The sequence below is a fragment of the Bradyrhizobium sp. LTSP849 genome (assembly GCF_000938255.1).
In the GTDB taxonomy this organism is placed as follows: domain Bacteria; phylum Pseudomonadota; class Alphaproteobacteria; order Rhizobiales; family Xanthobacteraceae; genus Bradyrhizobium.
Genome location: NZ_JYMR01000023.1, coordinates 133,525 through 152,752, shown reverse-complemented (window position 1 = coordinate 152,752; position 19,228 = coordinate 133,525). Strand labels below are relative to the sequence as shown.

The 19,228-nt window shown below is 64.5% G+C and carries 17 protein-coding genes; 6 read left to right on the top strand and 11 right to left on the bottom strand.

The features are described 5' to 3' along the window. The first annotated feature begins 6 nt into the window (after window positions 1-6). Genes UB31_RS16620 through UB31_RS16595 form a run of 6 tightly spaced genes read left to right on the top strand, consistent with a single transcriptional unit; the run spans window position 7 to window position 6,385 of the window. Window positions 7-870, top strand: coding sequence for an ABC transporter permease (locus tag UB31_RS16620; protein ID WP_045006341.1), 864 nt, complete (start codon window positions 7-9; stop codon window positions 868-870). Window positions 871-890: 20 nt separating this feature from the next. Beyond that, window positions 891-1,955 (top strand): ABC transporter substrate-binding protein, encoded by a 1,065-nt coding sequence (locus tag UB31_RS16615; RefSeq protein ID WP_045006342.1) that lies wholly within the window; start codon window positions 891-893, stop codon window positions 1,953-1,955. Further along, complete coding sequence (locus UB31_RS16610; protein ID WP_045006343.1) at window positions 1,952-3,028, top strand: ABC transporter ATP-binding protein; 1,077 nt, start codon at window positions 1,952-1,954, stop codon at window positions 3,026-3,028. The genes UB31_RS16615 and UB31_RS16610 overlap by 4 nt, the downstream gene beginning before the upstream one ends. Window positions 3,029-3,035: 7 nt before the next feature. Further along, a complete protein-coding gene (locus tag UB31_RS16605; protein WP_045006344.1) occupies window positions 3,036-3,722 on the top strand; it encodes an AroM family protein in 687 nt (228 codons plus the stop codon). Continuing rightward, window positions 3,719-4,825 carry an S-methyl thiohydantoin desulfurase family protein gene (locus UB31_RS16600; protein ID WP_045006345.1) on the top strand — a complete coding sequence of 369 codons (1,107 nt, stop codon included), beginning with the start codon at window positions 3,719-3,721 and terminating at the stop codon, window positions 4,823-4,825. The genes UB31_RS16605 and UB31_RS16600 overlap by 4 nt, the downstream gene beginning before the upstream one ends. Before the next feature lie 6 nt (window positions 4,826-4,831). Further along, window positions 4,832-6,385 carry a hydantoinase/oxoprolinase N-terminal domain-containing protein gene (locus UB31_RS16595; protein WP_045006346.1) on the top strand — a complete coding sequence of 518 codons (1,554 nt, stop codon included), beginning with the start codon at window positions 4,832-4,834 and terminating at the stop codon, window positions 6,383-6,385. A gap of 14 nt (window positions 6,386-6,399) precedes the next feature. Here the strand turns inward: UB31_RS16595 and UB31_RS16590 are convergent, their stop codons facing one another. From UB31_RS16590 to UB31_RS16540, 11 genes are all read right to left on the bottom strand, one after another. Then, entirely contained in the window at window positions 6,400-7,374 is a 975-nt protein-coding gene (locus tag UB31_RS16590; RefSeq protein ID WP_045006347.1) for a magnesium transporter CorA family protein, read from the bottom strand. 174 nt (window positions 7,375-7,548) lie between these two features. Further along, window positions 7,549-9,207: a methyl-accepting chemotaxis protein gene (locus UB31_RS16585; RefSeq protein ID WP_045011607.1), complete on the bottom strand. Its 1,659-nt coding sequence runs from the start codon at window positions 9,205-9,207 to the stop codon at window positions 7,549-7,551. Window positions 9,208-9,291: 84 nt separating this feature from the next. Then, window positions 9,292-9,612, bottom strand: coding sequence for a plastocyanin/azurin family copper-binding protein (locus UB31_RS16580; protein ID WP_045006348.1), 321 nt, complete (start codon window positions 9,610-9,612; stop codon window positions 9,292-9,294). 18 nt (window positions 9,613-9,630) lie between these two features. Continuing rightward, window positions 9,631-10,716 carry a cytochrome-c peroxidase gene (locus tag UB31_RS16575; protein WP_045011606.1) on the bottom strand — a complete coding sequence of 362 codons (1,086 nt, stop codon included), beginning with the start codon at window positions 10,714-10,716 and terminating at the stop codon, window positions 9,631-9,633. A gap of 524 nt (window positions 10,717-11,240) precedes the next feature. Then, window positions 11,241-12,737 carry an ABC transporter substrate-binding protein gene (locus tag UB31_RS16570; protein WP_045011605.1) on the bottom strand — a complete coding sequence of 499 codons (1,497 nt, stop codon included), beginning with the start codon at window positions 12,735-12,737 and terminating at the stop codon, window positions 11,241-11,243. A gap of 54 nt (window positions 12,738-12,791) precedes the next feature. After that, window positions 12,792-13,796 (bottom strand): ABC transporter ATP-binding protein, encoded by a 1,005-nt coding sequence (locus UB31_RS16565; protein ID WP_045006350.1) that lies wholly within the window; start codon window positions 13,794-13,796, stop codon window positions 12,792-12,794. Beyond that, entirely contained in the window at window positions 13,793-14,806 is a 1,014-nt protein-coding gene (locus tag UB31_RS16560; RefSeq protein ID WP_045006351.1) for an ABC transporter ATP-binding protein, read from the bottom strand. The genes UB31_RS16565 and UB31_RS16560 overlap by 4 nt, the downstream gene beginning before the upstream one ends. A gap of 2 nt (window positions 14,807-14,808) precedes the next feature. Continuing rightward, window positions 14,809-15,702 carry an ABC transporter permease gene (locus UB31_RS16555; RefSeq protein ID WP_045006352.1) on the bottom strand — a complete coding sequence of 298 codons (894 nt, stop codon included), beginning with the start codon at window positions 15,700-15,702 and terminating at the stop codon, window positions 14,809-14,811. Next, the gene (locus tag UB31_RS16550; protein ID WP_045011604.1) at window positions 15,699-16,649 is read right to left on the bottom strand and encodes an ABC transporter permease; all 951 of its coding nucleotides are present in this window, start codon (window positions 16,647-16,649) and stop codon (window positions 15,699-15,701) included. The genes UB31_RS16555 and UB31_RS16550 overlap by 4 nt, the downstream gene beginning before the upstream one ends. Window positions 16,650-16,731: 82 nt before the next feature. Then, on the bottom strand, window positions 16,732-18,153 hold the full coding sequence (locus UB31_RS16545; protein WP_045006354.1) for an amidase: 1,422 nt from the start codon (window positions 18,151-18,153) through the stop codon (window positions 16,732-16,734). 126 nt (window positions 18,154-18,279) lie between these two features. Further along, window positions 18,280-19,215 (bottom strand): carbohydrate kinase family protein, encoded by a 936-nt coding sequence (locus tag UB31_RS16540; protein ID WP_045011603.1) that lies wholly within the window; start codon window positions 19,213-19,215, stop codon window positions 18,280-18,282. Window positions 19,216-19,228: the final 13 nt, after the last annotated feature.

Genomic DNA, 19,228 nt, shown 5'->3' with positions numbered 1-19,228 from the left:
CTGGCGATGAGCACCTCCACCTCGCACAGCCCGTCGCTCGCTCCCGACCGCGCGGCAGCGCCCGTGCGTACGGCCGTCCCCCGGCATTATGGCCGATATATCTATCTGGCCATCAACACCGCCATCCTGGTCTTCCTGCTCGCACCGATCGCCGTCGTGGTCGTGTTTGCCCTGAACCCGACGCCGTTCATCCAGTTTCCGCCGGTCGGCGTGTCCTTGCGCTGGTTCGAAAAATTCTTCGCTTCGCGCGATTTCATGCAGGCGCTCGGCTTCAGCCTCGAAGTCGCGGTCCTCACCACGGTATCCGCTACCGTGCTCGGCGCCTCCGCGGCGCTGGCGCTCGCGCGCGGCAATCTGCCGGGCACCCGGCTGATCGTGGCGACCATGCTCTCGCCGCTGATGCTGCCCGCGATCCTGACGGGACTTGCACTGTTCCAGACCTATGTGCTGCTCGATGTCGGCCGCCCCACCTGGGGCCTCGTCGCCGGCCACACGCTGGTGACGCTGCCCTACGTCGTTCGCACGACGCTTGCCGTGCTGCATAATTTCGACACGCGCCTGGAGGAAGCCGCACAAAATCTCGGCGCAAGTCCGTTGCGCACCTTCTTCGAGGTGACGCTGCCGCTGATCAAGCCTGGCGTGCTGGCGGGCGCGATCTTCGCCTTCATCGTCTCCTTCGACCAGTTTCCAGTGTCGCTGTTCCTGGTCTCACCGGGCAACGAGACGCTGCCGGTCACGCTGTTCAACTATCTCAAGTTCGATCTCGACGGCACCATCGGCGCCGCCTCGGTAGTCTCGATCGTTCTCGCCTTTGTCGTCGTCATCGGGCTCGACCGCACCGTCGGCCTGCGCTCCTACGTCAAATTGTAACCGCATCGAAGGAATTGAACATGATGAAAGCACTGGGATCGTCACGGCTCAACCGCCGCCGCTTTCTGACCGCGAGCGCCTCGCTCGGTATCGGCACGATCGCCGCACCCTATGTCGCGCGCGCTGACGATCCTACGCTGCGCATTACCGGCTGGGGCGGAAAATGGGGCGAGGTCATGAAGGCCGAGATCGGCCCCGCCTTCGAGAGCGAGTTCAAGTGCAAGCTCCAGACCGATTCCGCATTCCCCTATCTGCCGAAACTCCAGGCGAGCTCGCGCTCCGCGCCGATCTACGACGTGCTGCACACCAATTCAAACGAGCAGTGGGCGGCAGCCGAAATGGGTCTGGTCGAGCCGAAGATCGATCCCAAGCTGGTGCCGAACCTCGCCGACGTCTACCCCTACGCCATCAGCGACAAGATCGTCGGCGTCTCGATCTTCACCAGCGCCATCGGCCTCGGCATGCGCACCGACAAGGGCTACAGCGGCGTCACCTCCTGGAAGGAATTGTGGGACGCCAAGTACAACGGTGTCCGCGGCGGCTATGTTATCCCGGTCAACAGCCTCGGCCAGGCCTTTCTGATGATGTGCGGCACGCTGTTCGGCAAGGGCCAGCTCGATCTCGATGCGGCCTATGCTGCGCTTGAGAAGCTGAAGCCGATCAAGATCGTCGATTTCACCGGTGCGATGGAGAAGATGCTGCTGTCGGGCGAAGTCGGCCTCTGCGTCATCCACGATTCCGGCATCTATCGCTATGACGGGCAGAACCAACCAACCGATTTCGTCTCGCCGAGCGAAGGCGTGCTGTCGCTTGAGCAGGTCCTCACCATCACGCCCGGCAGCAAGATGAAGGAGCTCGCCAACGCCTATGTGAACTACATGCTCCGTCCCGAGGTGCAGAAGCGTCTCGCGGAGACCGTGTGGTACTCACCGGCCAACCGGAAGGTGAAGCTCGACCCCAAATATGACGCCAAGCTGCTCACCACGCCGGAAAAGGTCTCGAAGCTGATCCAGGTCGACTGGAAGTGGTACAACGAGCGCAAGGACGAGATCGACCAGCGCGTCAACCGGATCTTCCGCGCATGAGCGCGTCGATCGAAATCGCCGGCGTCAGCAAGGTCTATGACGGCGGCGTGCGCGCGGTGGACGCGGTCGCCATGGACATCCGGCAGGGCGAATTCTTCTCCCTGCTCGGCCCGTCCGGCTGCGGCAAGACCACGACACTGCGCATGATCGCGGGCTTCGAGATACCGAGCGCGGGCGCGATCCGCGTCGACGGCGCCGACATTACCCATGTGCCCGCTCACAAGCGCGACATGGGCATGGTGTTCCAGAACTACGCACTGTTCCCGCATCGCACCGTCGCCGAGAACGTCGCCTTCGGGCTGCGCATGCGTGGGCTCGATAAGGCAAGCATCGCGACGAAGGTGAAGGCGGCGCTGGCGATGGTCGAGCTCTCCGGCCTCGAGGACCGCCGCCCCACGCAGCTCTCCGGCGGCCAGCAGCAGCGTGTCGCGCTTGCGCGGGCCATCGTGATCGCGCCGCGCGTCCTGCTCTGCGACGAACCGCTCGGCGCGCTGGACAAGAAGCTGCGCCAGCAGATGCAGTTCGAGCTCAAGCAGCTCCAGAAGAAGCTCGGCCTGACCCTGGTCTTCGTCACCCACGACCAGGAAGAAGCACTCGCGATGTCCGACCGCATCGCCGTGATGAATGGCGGCCGCGTCGAGCAGGTCGGCACGCCGGCGGAGATCTACAACCAGCCCACTACCCGTTTCGTCGCCGACTTCATCGGCGACACCAACATTTTCCGTGGCGAACGCACCACGACAAGCGCCGGTGGCCCGGCTCTCGACGTGGGCAAGGGCCTGATCCTGGCGCTGCCGGCTTCCATCGAGACGCAAGGCACCGGCGTTCTCTCGGTGGCACTGCGCCCCGAGAAAATTCGCCTCTCGCCGGCCGACGGCACCGCCGCCTCCGCACGTGGTGTCGTCGAGAATACCAACTTCCTCGGCGGCGCAGTGCTCTATCGCATCACGCTCGGGGGCGGCCATCGCGTCCTCGTGCAGCAGCCCAATGCAGGCACGGACCGCCTGTTCGTTCCCGGCAACGGTGTCACGCTCGACTGGACGCCGGCCGATCTCGTCGTCTTGAAGGACTAGACCCAACATGAACATGCCATTGAAGCACCAGCGCATCGGGGTGGTCGTGATCGGCCAGAGCCCGCGCCCGACCGTTGCGTCAGAAATCGCCACCGTGCTGTCGCCGGGCATCGAGATCGAGCTGCGCGGCGCGCTCGATGGCATGAGCCGCGCGGAGATCGACGCCATCCCGCCGATGGACGGCTACGACACGCTGTTCACGCTGCTGCCGAACGGCGACGGCGTCACCATCAGCAAGAAGGAAGTGGAGCGCCGCGCGAGCCAGCAGATCACGCGGTTCAAGCACGAGGGCGTCGGCGTGACATTGATGGCCTGCACCGGAAAATTTCCCAATCTTGCGGCCGACGGCCTCGTCATCCTGCCTTCGGCCATTTTGCATAATCTCGTCGAGGCCGTGCTGCCGAAAGGCCGGCTCGGCGTGTTCTCGCCACTCCCCGAGCAGACCGCGTTGATCGACAAGAAATGGCAGCGCGAAGGCGTCGAAGTGGTCGGCATCACGCTGCGTCCCGGCTCCAGCGATGCCACTGTCGACGAAGCCGCGCGCACGATGGCCGACCTTGAGCCCGATCTCGTGGTGATGGACTGCATCAGCTACACCAGCGCCAACAAGGCGCGCGTCCGCACCGCCTATCCCGGCCCGGTGATCCTCGGCATTGCCGCCGCGGCCCGTATCGTCGAGGAGCTGGTGTCGTGAGCAAGGTGGAATTGAAGACGATCAACCTCGAGGAGATCGAGGCGCTCGCGGTCGGCGCCTGGATCCTCGGCACCGGCGGTGGTGGCAGCCCCTATCTCGGCCTGCTCAATTTGCGCCGCCTCTATGCCGAGGGCCACCGCGTGCAATTGATATCGCCGCTCGACCTCGGCGACGACGACTGGGTCGCGGTGGTCTCCAACATGGGCGCGCCGCTGGTCGGACAGGAGCGGCTTGCCGACAGTCGCAATATCGCGCGCGCCGTGCGCATGCAGGAAGAGATCAACAACATCAAGTTCCGCGCCGTGATGTCGGTCGAGATCGGCGGCGGCAATGGCGTGCAGGCACTGATGGCGGCCGCGCATCTCGGCATTCCCGTGGTCGATGCCGACTGCATGGGCCGCGCCTTCCCCGAGGCGCAGATGACCTCGGTCGCGATCGGCGACCTGCGCCCCTACCCCTGCACGCTCTATGATCCGCGCGGCATCGAAGCCGTGGTGACGAAGGTGCCGAGCTGGAAGTGGATGGAGCGGGCGAGCCGCAAGATCTGCGTCGAGATGGGCTCGATCGCCTCCACCAGCAAGGCGCCGCGCACCGGCCGTGAGGTGAAGGACTGGGGCATCCACTTCACCACCACCAAGGCGATCCGCATCGGTCACGCCGTCCAGGCGGCGAACCGCCGCCACGAAGACCCGATCGCCGCGCTGCTGTCGACCGAAGGCGGCAAGAAACTCTTCACCGGCAAGATTGTCGACGTGGCACGCCGCACGACGGAAGGCTTCCTGCGCGGCTCGGCCACGGTCGAGGGCAGCGATGCCGACCGCGGCAGCCGGCTCAAGCTCTCGTTCCAGAACGAATGGGTCGTGGCCTGGCGCGGCGAGGAAGCGATCGCGACATCGCCCGATCTGATCTGCGTGCTCGACAGCGTCAACGGCCACGGCGTCGGCACCGAGACCGTGCGCTACGGCCAGCGCGTCACCGTCGTGGCGCTGCCGGCGCCGCCGGTGCTCACGAGTCCCCGAGGTCTCGAATTCGTCGGCCCGCGCGCCTTCGGCTACGACCTCGACTACCGTTCCCTCTTCGCGCCGGCTACGGCAGGAGCTTAAGATCCCATGAAGCGTATTGGCATCGATGTCGGCGGCACCAACACGGATGCCGTGCTGATCGTCGACGAGAAGGTCGTCCACTCCGTCAAGCGTCCGACCACGGCCGACGTGACCTCGGGCATCCTCGACGCATTGAAAGCGTTGCGCACAGAGCCCGCCGCCGCGGTGAAGGTCGATGCGGTCGTGATCGGCACCACCCACTTCATCAACGCGGTGGTGCAGCGCCGCCATGTGCAGAAGATCGCCGCGATCCGCATCGGCATGCCCGCAAGCGCATCGCTGCCGCCGTTCTGCGACTGGCCCACGGACCTCGCCGCGCTCGTCAACGGCGATATCTTCATGCTGGAGGGCGGCCACGATTACGACGGCCGCCCGTTCATGCGGCTCGACATCGCCGGGCTGAAGGACGCCGCGCGAAAAATCAGGGACAAGGGCCTGCGCTCGGTCGCGGTATGCTCGAGCTTCTCGCCGCTCGATCCGTCCTGTGAAACCACGGCGCGCGAGATTCTTGCCGAGATCTGCCCCGACGTCGCTGTGACGCTGTCGCACGATCTCGGCCGCATCGGCCTGCTCGAGCGCGAGAACGCCGCACTGCTCAACGCCTCCCTGCACGATCTCGCCATCACCACAGTCGCGGCCTTCCGCAAGGCGATCGCCGACAGCGGCGTCGATGCGCCGCTGTTCCTGACCCAGAACGACGGCACCGTGATGCAGGCCGAGATCGCCACCGCCTTCCCGGTGATGAGCTTTGCCTCCGGCGCGACCAATTCCATGCGCGGCGCGGCGCATCTGTCCGGCCTCGACGATGCCATGGTCGTCGACGTCGGCGGCACCACCTCCGATATCGGCCAGCTTCGCCACGGCTTTCCGCGCGAGGCGAATGCCGTGGTCGAGGTCGGCGGCGTGCGGACGCTGTTCCGGATGCCCGACCTCTTGTCGATCGGACTCGGCGGCGGCAGCCATGTCGACGAAGATCCGGTTCGCGTCGGCCCGCTCAGCGTCGGCTATCGGCTGACATCCGACGCGCTGGTGTTCGGCGGCGCGCGTCTCACCGCCACCGACATCGCCGTCGCCGCCGGCTTGATCGATATCGGCGACCGCTCGCGCGTCGCCAATCTGCCCAAACGCCTGATCGAGGCCGCGATGCGCGATGCCTGGCGCAAGCTGGAAGAAGACATCGACCGCATGAAGACCGAGGCCGGCGACGTGCCGCTGCTCGCAGTCGGCGGCGGCGCCTTCCTGGTGCCGGACCGCCTGCCCGGCATTTCCGAGATCGTGCGCGTGCCGCATGGCGATTGCGCCAATGCGGTGGGCGCCGCGATCGCGCAGGTCAGCGGCGAAGCCGATCAGGTGTTCCGCGATCTCAGCCGCGAGGATGCGATCGCAGCCGCGCGCGATATCGCAGCCGATCGCGCCGTCCAGGCGGGTGCAGCGCGCGACAGCCTCAAGACCGTCGACGTCGAGGACATGCCGATCGCCTACCTGCCCGGCAATGCGCTGCGCGTGCGCGTCCGTGTCGCCGGTGCAATCGCCAATCCGGATTTGCCTGCGGCGGCGTAGCGGGCGCCGCTGTCTCAATCGAACCAGCCACGCCGCTTGAACCAGATCAGCGGCAGCACACCGCTGGCGATGATGGCGAGCAAGGCCAGCGGATAGCCGAATGTCCAGCTCAGCTCCGGCATGTTCTTGAAATTCATGCCCCAGACACCGACCAGGATCGTGGGCGGCACGCCGACCACGGACACGATCGTGAGGACCTTGAACATCTCATTCTGCTGGATGTTGATGAAGCCGAGCACCGCATCGAGCAAAAGCTGGATCTTGTCGGACAACCGCGTCTCGTAGTCGCTGAGAGAAGCGACATCCTTCGATATGGCCTCGAGGCGCTTCTTCGACGCGGCCGTGATCCATTCACTTCCGACATCGCCGGCAAACGACGCGATGCGCCCGACTCCGAGCAGCACGTCTCGCGCCTTGGCGAGACGATCAGCCAGTTCACCGACATTCTCCAGCGCCTCGCGCATCCGCTGGCTCGAGCGTACCGGCCGTTTGGTCCGAACGAGTCCACCCTTGAAGACGCTCCTTGAAAGCGTGTCGGCCTTCGCGCCCAGATGCTCCAACACATCGGCGCCGCGGTCGACCATCGCCTCGAGCAGGCTGGTGAACACGCACATGCCGTTCTCGAGACTATCGTCGGTCCCGATGCGCTTGCCGATATCGTCGAAGATCGGCAGCGGCCAGAACCGCACCGTCACCAGCACCCGGGGCCCGATGACGAATCCGACCGGCGTGATCTCGGCCTCATTGTCTTCGTTGAACCGGACCGCCGGCGAACTGAGATAGAGCGTGCCATGGTCGTAGATCAGCCGGCTCGAAGCTTCGATCTCGCCGAGCGACTGCTCGGACGGCACGCATATCCCAAGCAGCCGTTCGACGAACTGCTTTTCCTTGTCCGTTGCATTCAGCAGATCGGCCCAGATGATCTCGGCCGGCATCTCCGCACCGATGTTTTGCCAATCATCGGACGGCCATCTGTATAGCCTGAGCAATTATCGAACTCCACGTGCCGTCGGCCCGCTTCATGTAACTCGCAGGACTGTGACACGGCCGCGACAACCGAGCTAGTACGTCGCAAGGCGGCGACGTTTCCGCCGGCGCAGGACTATCGATATGGAACTGCAGCCGAAGCCGGAGGCCGGGCACCTGTCCTTGGTGCCCCTGGCCTACGCCGCGACGTTCGAAAGGAAGCGATCCACCGACGAACGCAGCTGCGTCGCCTGACTGGACAGGTCGTGAGCCGTGGCAAGAACGATGTCGGCGGTGCGATTGGCGTTGTCTGTCGCCTCGGCGGTTCCCGCGATGCTGCGCGCGACCTGAGCCGTGCCGGAAGCCGCTTGTCCGATATTCCTGGAGATCTCGCCGGCCGCCGCGTTCTGCTGGCTGACCGCAGCCGCGATCCGCCCGGTGAAGCCGTCGATATCGCCGATGATCAACGCGATGGCGCCGACATTGTCGACCGCCTCCCGCGTCGCTGACTGCACCTCGGTAATCTGCGACGAAATCTCCTCGGTCGCCTTTGCCGTCTGCGTCGCCAGCGCCTTCACTTCCGACGCAACGACCGCAAAGCCTCTGCCCGCCTCGCCGGCGCGCGCCGCTTCAATCGTGGCGTTGAGCGCAAGCAGATTGGTCTGGCCAGCGATGGTCCGGATGAAGCCAACCACCTCGTCGATCTGCTGTGCGGCGCTCGCAAGCCTGCCGATCGTCTGGTTTGCAGCTTCCGCCATGCCGGATGCGCGCTGGACGATGGCGGTTGCGTCTGCAAGTTGGGACGTGATCGCCTGGACGGACTGTCCCAATTGGCTCGCGGCCGTCGCCACTGTCTGGACATTGACCGACGTCTCTTTTGCTGTCGAAGCCGCTTCGTTCGTTTGCGTGCCGGCAGCCCGTGCGGTGGAAGCGAGACCCTGTGCCGTGTCCGTCAATTCGCCGGTCATGCGAGCGGTATTGCTCAATACCGAGCTGAAGGCGGAGCGGAAGGCATCGATCTCGGCTTCCAGACGCTGCCGATGATTGGTTTGCTCGGCACTGCTCTGGTCCTTGGCGGCAATCAGTGCGAGATCGTCATCGGCGCGGGTCTTCAGGCTCGCCTGCATGACAGCGAGCGACTTGAGGAGACGGCCGAGCTCATCGCTGCGACGCACCGCGATGTCATCGGTGAAGTTGCCGGCCGCCACGCGTTCGGCAACCCGCACCGCGGCGGAAATGGGCCGGCTCATCGAGTACGAGAACGCAAGCGCGATCATCAGTCCGATCGCTACGGTGCCGATGGCAACCGACAGCATCGTCGTGCGGGCCGACTCCACGTCTGCTTCCGCTGCCATGCGATATTCATAGCCGTAAGCCGCGACGAGCTCGACGAGATCGTCAATCGACGCCATCAGCCGGTCGCCTTGCTGTGCGAGCAGGAAGCTGGTCGGGATCTCCGTCGTGCCGCCGGGCGACGGCTTCAGGATCTTGAGCGCGGCGGTCGACCAGTCCTTGAGCTGACTCTCGACCTTCTCGCGCGCAGCCGAAACATTGGGCGTCGCGGCGCGCTCGCGCACCACTTTCAGGTCCTCGACGCTTTCGCGTACCAGCGCCTCGAACTTCGCAACCAATTCGCCGGAGCTGCCCGCGACCAGGCCCCGCTGGAGCACCAGCCGTGCCTCGTGCAGCGCTGAGTGAGCGGAACGCGCGTGGTTGATCCCCATCAACGGGCCGTCATAGAGACGAACGACCATGTCGCCGGAATTGCCGATGGCGCGAATGCCGTAGAAGGCTATGCCGCAGGCCAGGAGAATCACGACACTGAAGGCACCGAAAATCTTGTAGCGTATCAACATCGTCAATCTCCGGTGCCTTGGTAGAGCGTTTTCGAGCGAAGTGGATACCGGTTCGCGTAAAGAAAACGCGTCAAAACAAAAATCCTAGTCTGTCACCTTGACCATCATCTTCATGCGCGGATGAATGGCGCAGATCACCTGCACGTCGCCCGATTCCTTGAAAGACACGTCTGTCGAGGTGCCCGGCGCCTGCGATCCCAGATTGAACTCGTTGCCCTTGCTGGCCGACATGATGTTATGCGGCACGGTGTCGTCATTCAGGAAAGTGATGGCCTCGCCTTTCTTGACCGAGACGCTCTCGGCAGAGAAGACGCGCCCCTGCTGGTGGATCACTTCGGTCGCGGCGTAGGCCCCAACCGAAAAGCCGGCGACGATGACGCAGGTGAAGAGAGCAATTGTGCGCATGTGAATATCCTTCGAGGTTTAGCGTGGGAGGACCGGCACGGCCGTCGGACCGAGTTCACTGGTCAATGTCTTGAGGAATGCGATGAGATCGGTTTTGTCCTGCGCGGTCAGTGCGAGCGGACGCATGAGGTCCGATCGGCTGGGCCGGTCAACGCCGGCGTGGTCATAATGGTCAATGACCGCTTCGAGCGTGGCGAGCGAGCCGTCATGCATGAAAGGACCGCGGCGGGTGATCTCGCGCAGGCCCGGCGTCTTGAACGCGTGCTGCATCTTGATCACTCCGGGAAGGTATTCACCACGGCCGATGTCGGTGCTCAGCAGGCCTATGTCCTGAAAGCCCTCATTGGTGAAATTCCAGCCCTCATGGCAGGCGGCGCATTGCGCTTTGCCATTGAACACAGCGAAGCCACGCTTGGCCTCTTCGGAGATCGCCTTCTCGTTGCCTTCGATCCAGGCGTCGAACGGCGCTCGTTCCGAGACAACGGTACGCTCATAGGTCGCGATTGCCTGCGCCAACGTCGCCGGCTTCATGCCCTGGCCTGGAAACGTCGCGTCGAACATCGGCCTGTATTCGGGAATGCTCGCGAGCCGCTCCATAAGCTGGTCGAGCTTCATGTTCATTTCGCCGGGCGATTGGATCGGACCGAGCGCCTGATCTTCCAGCGTCGGAAGACGGCCATCCCACATGTAGATCGCGCTCCAGGCCGCGTTGACAATTGTCGGCGAGCGACGACCGAGCTTCGCCATGCCGTGACCGACGCCGACGGCAAGGCCATCGCCCCAGCCGAAGCCCGGGCTATGGCAACTCGCGCACGACTGCGCGGAGGTTACCGAGAGGCGCGTGTCGAAATAGAGCTTCTTGCCGAGCGCCGACTTCTCGGGCGTGTAAGGATTGTCCTTGGGGAAAGGGATCGTCGCGGGCCTGCGATACTGCGCCTTGAGTGCATCGAGGCCGCTCGATCCTTTCTGCGTGATCTCGACCTTTCGGCTTTCGCCGACCACAGCGGCGCCAAAACCGATCGTAGCGAAACCGAGAATGCCGAGTGTGGCCGATGCGATCGTCGCAATAAACAGCCGCGAGCGATAGGAGCCCTGGGTCGGCATGCAAATGTCCCCCAAAAGGTGCCATTTGCGACACCGAAAAAAGTCGAAGCAACGCGCAATCAGAAATCACGATGAATTTAGCTACAAATCGTTAAATAAAATCGTACCGGCCGCGCCGTTTGACTATCGGCTTTCGGCAATTCCGCACTTATAAAGTGCAGGAAGAATCGGCAACAACCGATGAACTGTGCAATTTCACTGAGATGTGGGAGCACCGCGCCTATTCCCAGGCCGCCGTCGAGAATTGTTCTCGGGCTGCGGGACTTTCTTCCGGTCACCTTTGAGCTTCTTGCCGGCGATGGTGATCAGCTGCAGCTGACACAGCAAGCCGGAGACGGCACCGGTTACCGGCGCCCCCGCCATGATCACATCATGCCACTGTTTTGCCCGACGGGGCAACGGCTCCGGGGAATGCGTAAGCCATTGAACCGGCAGTCACCGGCTACTGTGCATGGGGTTGTTTTTCAGATTTTGTTGTTCACCTCTCCCGTGGGAGAGGTGAACAGGGCCGTGCCCTTGTGGCCCTACTCCCAGGCCCAGGTCGAAAAATCGTTCTCGAACTGTGGCACTTCCTTCCAGACGCCCTTCAGCTTCTTGTTGGTGATGGTGATCAGTTGCGGCTGGTACAAATAGCCGGAGACGGCGTCGGTAGCCAGCATGCGCTGGGCGTCGCCGAGCAGCTTTGCGCGGGCCGCTTCATCCGGCGTCGACACGATCTGCTTGTACAGCGCGTTGAAGGCGTCGTTGTTGTAGCCGAGGTAGTAGTCCGGCTCGGTAATCTTGACGAGGTCGAACGGCTCGACATGGCTGACGATGGTGAGATCGAAATTGTGCGGCCCATTGCCGGCGAACACCTGCGACAGCCATTGCGCCCATTCGACGTTCTCGATCTTGGCGATGATGCCGACCTTGGCGAGCTGGGCCGCGAGGATCTCGCCGCCCTGCCGCGCATAGGACGGCGGCGGCAGTTTTAGCGACAGCTCGAACGGGGTCGTGACGCCAGCTTCGGCAAGCAGCTTCTTGGCTTTCTCGGGGTCGTAGGGATTGATGCCGGTGGTGTCGACGAAGCCGAGCGCGCCCGGCACGTAGAAGCTGCCGATCGGCCTGCCGAAGCCGTCGACCGCACCGTCGATCATCGCCTCGCGGTCGATCGCGGCCAGGATGGCGCGGCGCACGCGGACGTCATCGAGCGGCTTCTTGCGCTCGTTGATGGCGACGATGGTCTTGGCACGGGAGCCGCCGACCTGGACGTTGAAGCGCGGATCGGCCTTGAACTGCGCGATGGTGCGCTGCGCCGCGACGCGCGGGAATGCATCGACGTCACCCGAGAGCAGCGCCGCGGTCTGCGCCGACGGATCGGAGATGAAGCGGATCGTCACCTTCGCAAGCTTGATCGCAGCGGCGTTGCGGTAGTCGGCCCATTTGGTCAGGGTCATCGACGAGCCCTTGGCCCAGGCACCGAGCTGGTAAGGCCCGGTGCCGACCGGCTGCGTGACATTGGTCGGCGCGCTCTTCGGCTCGACGATCGAGCCGCTCGCCTGTCCCAAAAGGAACGGCAGGTTCGGCTCGGAATTCTTCAGAGTGAGCACCACCGTGTCGGCATCGGGCGTAGCAACGGACTCGAAGTTCTGAAACAGGCTCTTGTCCTTGTTGGTGCTGGTCGGCACCGCATTGCGCTCGAACGAGAACTTCACCGCGGCGGAATCGAAGGCCTCGCCATTGTGGAATTTGACGCCCTTGCGCAGCTTGAACGTATAGCTCTTCAGGTCGGGCGACGCGGTCCAGCTTTCGGCCAGCAGCGGCGAGACCGAGCCGTCCTCGTTGATCTTGGTCAGGGTCTCATAGATGTTGTAGAGCGTGACCTCGGCGATCGCGGCCGCCGCAGCGTTGGTGGGATCGAGTCCCGGCGGCTCCAGCGCCATCGCCATGACGACGCTGTCTTTCTTGCTTTGTGCCAGCACCGGCAGCGGCGCCGCGGCAAGGGCTGCGGCAAAAGCGACGATCGATAGTTTCCTGAACATACGTATCTCCCCTGCCTTCTCAATTCCCAGTCTACGCCAAACCTGCGCCCGAGACTAACCCTCCGCGGCAGGCTGCGGCAACGCCATCACGGCCTCCGCCTTGTGGCAGGCGGCGAGATGGGCCTCGCCAACCTTGCGTAACTCAGGCAGGGCCTCGCGGCAATGCTGGTCGGCGAGCGCACAGCGCGCGACATAGGGACAACCGGCGGCAGTCGCCGATTGCGAGGCGATCGCCTGGGCCCCGCGCCGGCGCCGGCCGCCACCGGCACGCGCCCGCGGCACAGCGTCCAGCAGCGCCCTTGTATAGGGATGGGCGCAGCGCTCGAACAAATCCTCGGGGCGGCCCTGCTCGACGATCCGGCCGAGATACATCACCGCGACCTCGTCGCAGAGATAGTCGACGACGGCGAGGTCGTGACTGATCAGGACGTAGCTCAGGCCGAACTGTTCCTGGAGGTCCTGCATCAGATTCAACACCTGCGCCTGCACGGAGACGTCGAGCGCGGAGACCGGCTCGTCGGCCACAATCAGCTTCGGCTGCGTAATCAGCGCGCGGGCAATCGCGATGCGCTGACGCTGGCCGCCGGAAAATTCGTGCGGATATTTGTCCATGTCGGCATCGCGCAAACCGACCTGCCGCAGCACCGCGGCGACGCGCTCGCGGAACGTGCTGCGATCGGCGCCTTCCAGCACGGTCAGCGGCTCAGCCACGATGCGCGCGATAGTTTGGCGCGGATCGAGCGAGCCGTAAGGGTCCTGGAACACCATCTGGAAATCGCGGCGCGCACGGCGCAGCTCATTGGCGGAGATCTGATTGAGGTCGCGGCCGAGCATCGCCACCTGTCCCGATGTCGGCCGCTCCAGCGCCATCACCACCCGCGCGAAGGTCGATTTGCCCGAGCCGGACTCGCCGACGATGCCGAGGCTCTTGCCAGCATTGACCTGCACGCTGACGCCATTGAGCGCGCGCACCTGGCCGGGCGGGCGGAACAGGCTTTCGCGGGGCAGCGTGTAGCGCTGCTCGAGGTCTTTCACGTCGAGAAGAGGCGCGGCGGTCATGCGGACAGCGCTCCGACATTCGCGGCCATGGAGACATCGGTGCGGACACAGCGCACGCCATGGCCGGGGCCGACTTCGACCATCGGCGGCAGCGCCGCGCGGCACTGATCGATCACAAGCGGACATCGTTCGGAGAAGGTGCAGCCGGCCGGAAGATCCGCGAGCTCCGGCACGGTGCCCGCGATCGTCGTCAGCCGCGTCCCCTTGCGCGCGCCAAGCTTCGGCCGCGCGCGGAACAGGCCCTGCGTGTAGGGATGTCCCATGCGACGAAACACTTCGTTGGTCGGCCCGCTCTCGACGACGGTGCCGCCATACATCACCATCATGCGCTGCACGTTCTCGGCGATGACGCCGAGATCGTGCGAGATCAGGATCATCGACATGCCGCGCTCCTCGACGAGATCGGCGATGAGATCGAGGATCTGGCCCTGGATGGTGACGTCGAGCGCGGTGGTCGGCTCGTCCGCAATCAACAGGTCGGGCTCGCAGGCAAGCGCCATCGCAATGGTGACGCGCTGGCGCTGGCCGCCGGAAAATTGGTGCGGATAGGCATCGATGCGCTTGGCCGGATCGGGCAGGCCGACGCGGTCGAGCAAGGCGATTACCTCTCGCCGCGCCTGCGCCGCCGAAAATTTCTTGTGACGCCGCAGCGGCTCGGCAACCTGATGGCCGATCGTGTGCATCGGGTTCAGCGCCGTCATCGGCTCCTGAAAGATCATGCTGATGCGGTTGCCGCGCAAGCCGCAATAGTCCGCATCCGGTAGCCCGACGAGTTCGCGTCCCTCGAGCTTGATGCTGCCGGTGATGACCGCGCTATCGGGCAACAGCCCCATCAGCGACAACGCCGTCACCGACTTGCCGCAGCCGGATTCGCCGACGAGCCCGAGCGTCTCGCCGCGCTTCAACGCAAAACTGACGCCGCGCACTGCCTGTGCCGGCCCGCGGCTGGTGTTGAGGCGGACGCCGAGATTGGCGACCTCGATCAGCGGTAGGGTTGCGGGATCAGCCATCGTCACCGCTCCCGCGCCAGTCGGGGATCGAGCAGGTCGCGCAATCCGTCGCCGAGGAGATTGAGACCGAGCACGGCGATGGCGATCGCGGCACCCGGATAGACCGCAAGCATCGGCGACTGGAACAGCAATGTCTGTGCGTCGTTCAGCATGCGACCCCAGGACGGCTGCGGCGGCTGCGTGCCGAGGCCGAGATAAGACAAGGCGGCTTCGGCAAGAATTGCGAGCGCGAACTGGATGGTCGCCTGCACGATCAGGATCGACAGGATGTTGGGCAGCACGTGCTCGATGGTGATGCGGAATTTGCCCTTCCCCGCGGCGCGCGCCGCCAACACATATTCGCGCGCCCAGATCGCGTTGGCCGAGCCGCGCGTCAACCGGGTCAGCGTCGGGATCTGGAAGATGCCGATCGCGATGATTGAGGTGACCATGCCCGGCCCCACCACCGCGGCGAGCATGATGGCTGAGAGCACGGCCGGAAAGGCGAAGGTGAAGTCGGAGAAGCGCATGATGATCTCTTCGGTCCAGCCGCGCCGGGCCGAGGCGATGAGGCCGAGGCAGACGCCGAAGGTGAGACCGATGCCGACAGCGATGATGCCGACCAGAATGGTGGAGCGGGCGCCCGCAAGCAGCAGCGAGACGATATCGCGCCCGAAGGAATCGGTGCCGAGCCAGTGCGCCGCGGATGGTGGCCGGAGTTTCGAGGCGATGTCGATCTCGTAGGGTGACCACGGCGTCCACACCAGCGACAGCAGCGCCGAGACGAGCACCAGCAGGCTGAGCGCGCCGCCCAGCACAAAACTGCGATGGCGCAGCGCGCGGCCCCAAAACGTCCGGGCCGGCAAAGGACGCACAGCAATCGGTGCGTCAGCGAGGCTAGTCAGCGGCGCGCTCACAAATCGTGCACCTTGATGCGGGGATCGATAAAGGCATAGAGGATGTCGACCACGAAATTGACGACGACGACCATCGCCGCGAGCAGCATCACGCAGTTGCGCACCACGATCAGGTCGCGGTTGGCGATCGACTGGAAGATCAGCCGGCCAAGGCCCGGCAGATAGAACACGTTCTCGATCACGATCGTGCCGGCCAGCAGATTAGCGAATTGCAGCCCCATCACCGTCATCACCGGGATCATGGCGTTGCGCAGCACGTGGCTCCACAGCACCTCGCGCTTGCCGAGACCTTTTGCGCGCGCGGTGCGAACGAAGTCTTCGCGCAGCACTTCCAGCACCGCCGAGCGCGTGACGCGCGCGAGGATTGCGGCCTGCACCACCGCCAGCGAGACCGCCGGCAGCAGCAGCGATTTGACACCCAACCAGATGCCGTCCTCCCAGCCGGGAAAACCGCCGGCGGACAACCATTGCAGCCGCACCGAGAACAGCAGCACCAGTAGAATCGCAAACCAGAAGTTCGGCAGAGCGATGCCGATCTGGGTCAGCGACATCACGCCGACGTCGCCGAGCTTGTTGTGGTTGGCGGCGGTGTAGATGCCGGCCGAGAGCGCCAGCGTCACCGTGATCAGCATGGACATGATCGCGAGCGGAATGGTCAGTACCAGCCGCTCCGCGATCAGGCTCGCGACTGGCGTGCCGTAAACATAAGAGTTGCCGAGATCGCCGATCAGAAGTCCCTTGATCCAGTGCAGGTAACGAACCGCGAGCGGCTGATCGAGCCCGAGCTTGACCGTGAGCGCGCGCACCGCATCCGCCGACGCATCGGCGCCCATCAGCATCTGCGCAGCGTTGCCGGGCAAGGCATCCAGCACCAGGAAAATGATCACGGATGCGCCGACCAGCGTCGCGAGCAAGGTCAGGAGACGTCGGAGAAAGAATACGCTCATGCGCGCTCGGTTTCAGGGCTCATCCGCGGCACGATCAACATGTCCGGACGCCCAAGGCAAGCCCTTTGCGGCAAGTGCCTCATCAGCCGGGCCGGCGGGACAAAAGGTCGTGCGAGGCCTCGAACAGCGCGCTGACGCGCAGCAATTCTGCGTCGGCACGGAATCGGCCGACAAGCTGAAGCCCGATCGGCAGGCCGTCGCGGCCGAAGCCGCAGGGGAGACTGATTGCCGGGTGGCCGGTCATGTTGAAAGGCATGGTCCAGGGGAACCAGTGCGGCCGGACGCTGTCAAAATGCTTGCCGTCGATCTCGATGGTGCCGAACAGATCCTGGTCGATCGGCAATGCGGTGCGGGTGATGGTCGGCATCGCCAGCAGATGACCGCGCGCAAGCAGGGATTGCACGCGCCGGAACAGCGCGGTGCGCGCGAACATCGCCTCCTGATAGGCGACGCCGCTGACATTGGTCGCAAGCGCGACCTGCTTGACGAAGGCCTCGCTGAGGACGTCGCCGTGCTCGGCAACCAGCTTGGCAAAACGCGTGCGCCAGACCGTGTGGTTGATGGCGCGCCAGATCGGCTCGATATCAAACCCTTCGCCCGAAAATTGCTCGAGCTCGGCACCCAGGCTCGCCAACCGATCGAGGCTTGCCTTGAAGGCCGTGGCGACATCCGCAGACACGGGACGTCCGGGCGGCGACAGGCAATACAGGATTTTTTGCCCGCGCAGATCGCCGCGCGGGGTGGCCGTGCCGATAAAATCAGGCACGGGCACGCCGATTGACCAGGGATCGCAGGCATCCTCGCCGGCCATCGCCTGCATCATCAAGGCGGTGTCGGCGACATCGCGCGTCATCGGCGTGACATAGGTCTGATTGCCGAAAGCATCGAGCGCCTGGCTGTGCGCGATGACCCCGTTGCTCTGCTTCAGCCCGACCACGCCGTTGCAGGCGGCGGGAATCCGCGTCGAGCCCCCACCATCGGTCGCGATCGCCAGCGGCGCGATGCCGCTTGCCACCGCCACCGCCGCGCCGCCGCTGGAGCCGCCGGAGGAACGCTCCGCGCTCCACGCATTGCGGGTGCGGCCGAACAGCGGTGAGTCGGTCAGACATTTGCTGCCGAATTCCGGCGTCGTGGTCTTGCCGATCAGGATCGCGCCCTCGGCGCGCAACCGCGCAACCGCCACGGCATCCTCATTCGGCACATTGTCCTTGTAGGGAACGGCGCCGAACGTGGTCTTCACGCCCTTGGTGTTGACGATGTCCTTGACGGTGTAGGGAATGCCGTGCAGCAAGCCGAGCGGCTCGCCGGCCGTCATTTTGCGCTCGGCTTCGCGCGCCTCGGCAAGCGCCTCGTCGCCACACAGCGTGATGAAGCAGTTCAATTCGCCCTGGAGCGCCTCGGCGCGCGCGAGCACAGCGCGGGTGATCTCGACAGGGGAGACCTCCTTGCCGCTGATGCGCGCGCGCAGTTCGACGGCGGACAGGAAACACAGATCGTTGCTCATAAGGGCAGGCTCGCGTGAGGTCGCGCGGACCTTGCCAGCGTGTGGCTATCCTGTCCATTTCGGCCGGCGCATGGCCGCAATTCACCGGAACAACTCAGAAATTAGGAGCCCGGACACCCTGTCTAGCTACCAGCTCCAGGTGATCTCATGGCTCCAGGGCGGATCGGCGCCCGGGCGAGTGCAGGTCAGGCCGGCACAATTGGCGGCAAAGGACAGCGCGCGGCGGAGCTCGTCAGCGCCGATGTCCTTCAATTGCTGCCGGGCAAGGCGTCCCTGCTTGTGCAGGGCGAACAGCAGCGCGGCCTGAAAACTGTCGCCGGCGCCGATGGTATCGGCGACCTCGACTTTTGGCGCAGTGACTTCGACATGCCCAGCCTTGGCATGCCAGGCCATGGCACCGTTGTTGCCGCGGGTGATGACGACGAGGCTCGTGCCCTGCCCCAGCAGCGCGCTCGCACGTTGCGCATAGGGCTCCTCGCCAAAGAGATAGGCGAAGTCGACATCCGACATCTTGATGAGATCGGCGTGGCCGCCGAACTCCGCCATGCGCGCGAGATAGGCCGGCTTGTCCTTGACCAGATTAGGCCGGCAGTTTGGATCGAAGGAGATCGTCGAGGACGCCCGCGCGTCTGCAATCAGGGCTTTGGTCTCGGCCGCGCCCTGGTCGTTGACCAGCGTGGTCGATCCGACGTGGAGGACTTCGACTTTATCAAAGGGAATAGAGCCGCGCCGGTAGGTCCAATTCCGCGTCGCGGTCTCGGCATCATAGAAGGCGTAATGCGACTCGCCCGCGACGATGCGCACGAAGGCGAGCGTGGTCTGATGATCACTGCGGGTGGCGAAGCTGAGCTCTACGTTCGAGGCTGCGGCATGATCGGCGATCATGCGCCCGAACAGATCGGTCGAGATGCCGCCGACAAAGACAGTTGGCGCCCCCAGCCGCGCCATCCCGATCGCAACGTTAAGACAGGAGCCGCCGACCGCCGGCATCACCGCCTCGCGCCCCTCGGCGTTTCGAGTCGGTACAAAATCGATCAGCGCATCGCCGCAAGACATCAGCATCCGTTTCAACCCC

Bases quoted from the DNA above. Each gene is read 5' to 3' on its own strand.
- UB31_RS16620 (WP_045006341.1), top strand. From the start codon at position 7: ATGAGCACCTCCACCTCGCACAGCCCGTCGCTCGCTCCCGACCGCGCG.
- UB31_RS16615 (WP_045006342.1), top strand. From the start codon at position 891: ATGATGAAAGCACTGGGATCGTCACGGCTCAACCGCCGCCGCTTTCTG.
- UB31_RS16610 (WP_045006343.1), top strand. From the start codon at position 1,952: ATGAGCGCGTCGATCGAAATCGCCGGCGTCAGCAAGGTCTATGACGGC.
- UB31_RS16605 (WP_045006344.1), top strand. From the start codon at position 3,036: ATGAACATGCCATTGAAGCACCAGCGCATCGGGGTGGTCGTGATCGGC.
- UB31_RS16595 (WP_045006346.1), top strand. From the start codon at position 4,832: ATGAAGCGTATTGGCATCGATGTCGGCGGCACCAACACGGATGCCGTG.
- UB31_RS16585 (WP_045011607.1), bottom strand. From the start codon at position 9,207: ATGTTGATACGCTACAAGATTTTCGGTGCCTTCAGTGTCGTGATTCTC.
- UB31_RS16580 (WP_045006348.1), bottom strand. From the start codon at position 9,612: ATGCGCACAATTGCTCTCTTCACCTGCGTCATCGTCGCCGGCTTTTCG.
- UB31_RS16575 (WP_045011606.1), bottom strand. From the start codon at position 10,716: ATGCCGACCCAGGGCTCCTATCGCTCGCGGCTGTTTATTGCGACGATC.
- UB31_RS16570 (WP_045011605.1), bottom strand. From the start codon at position 12,737: ATGTTCAGGAAACTATCGATCGTCGCTTTTGCCGCAGCCCTTGCCGCG.
- UB31_RS16565 (WP_045006350.1), bottom strand. From the start codon at position 13,796: ATGACCGCCGCGCCTCTTCTCGACGTGAAAGACCTCGAGCAGCGCTAC.
- UB31_RS16560 (WP_045006351.1), bottom strand. From the start codon at position 14,806: ATGGCTGATCCCGCAACCCTACCGCTGATCGAGGTCGCCAATCTCGGC.
- UB31_RS16550 (WP_045011604.1), bottom strand. From the start codon at position 16,649: ATGAGCGTATTCTTTCTCCGACGTCTCCTGACCTTGCTCGCGACGCTG.
- UB31_RS16545 (WP_045006354.1), bottom strand. From the start codon at position 18,153: ATGAGCAACGATCTGTGTTTCCTGTCCGCCGTCGAACTGCGCGCGCGC.
- UB31_RS16540 (WP_045011603.1), bottom strand. From the start codon at position 19,215: ATGCTGATGTCTTGCGGCGATGCGCTGATCGATTTTGTACCGACTCGA.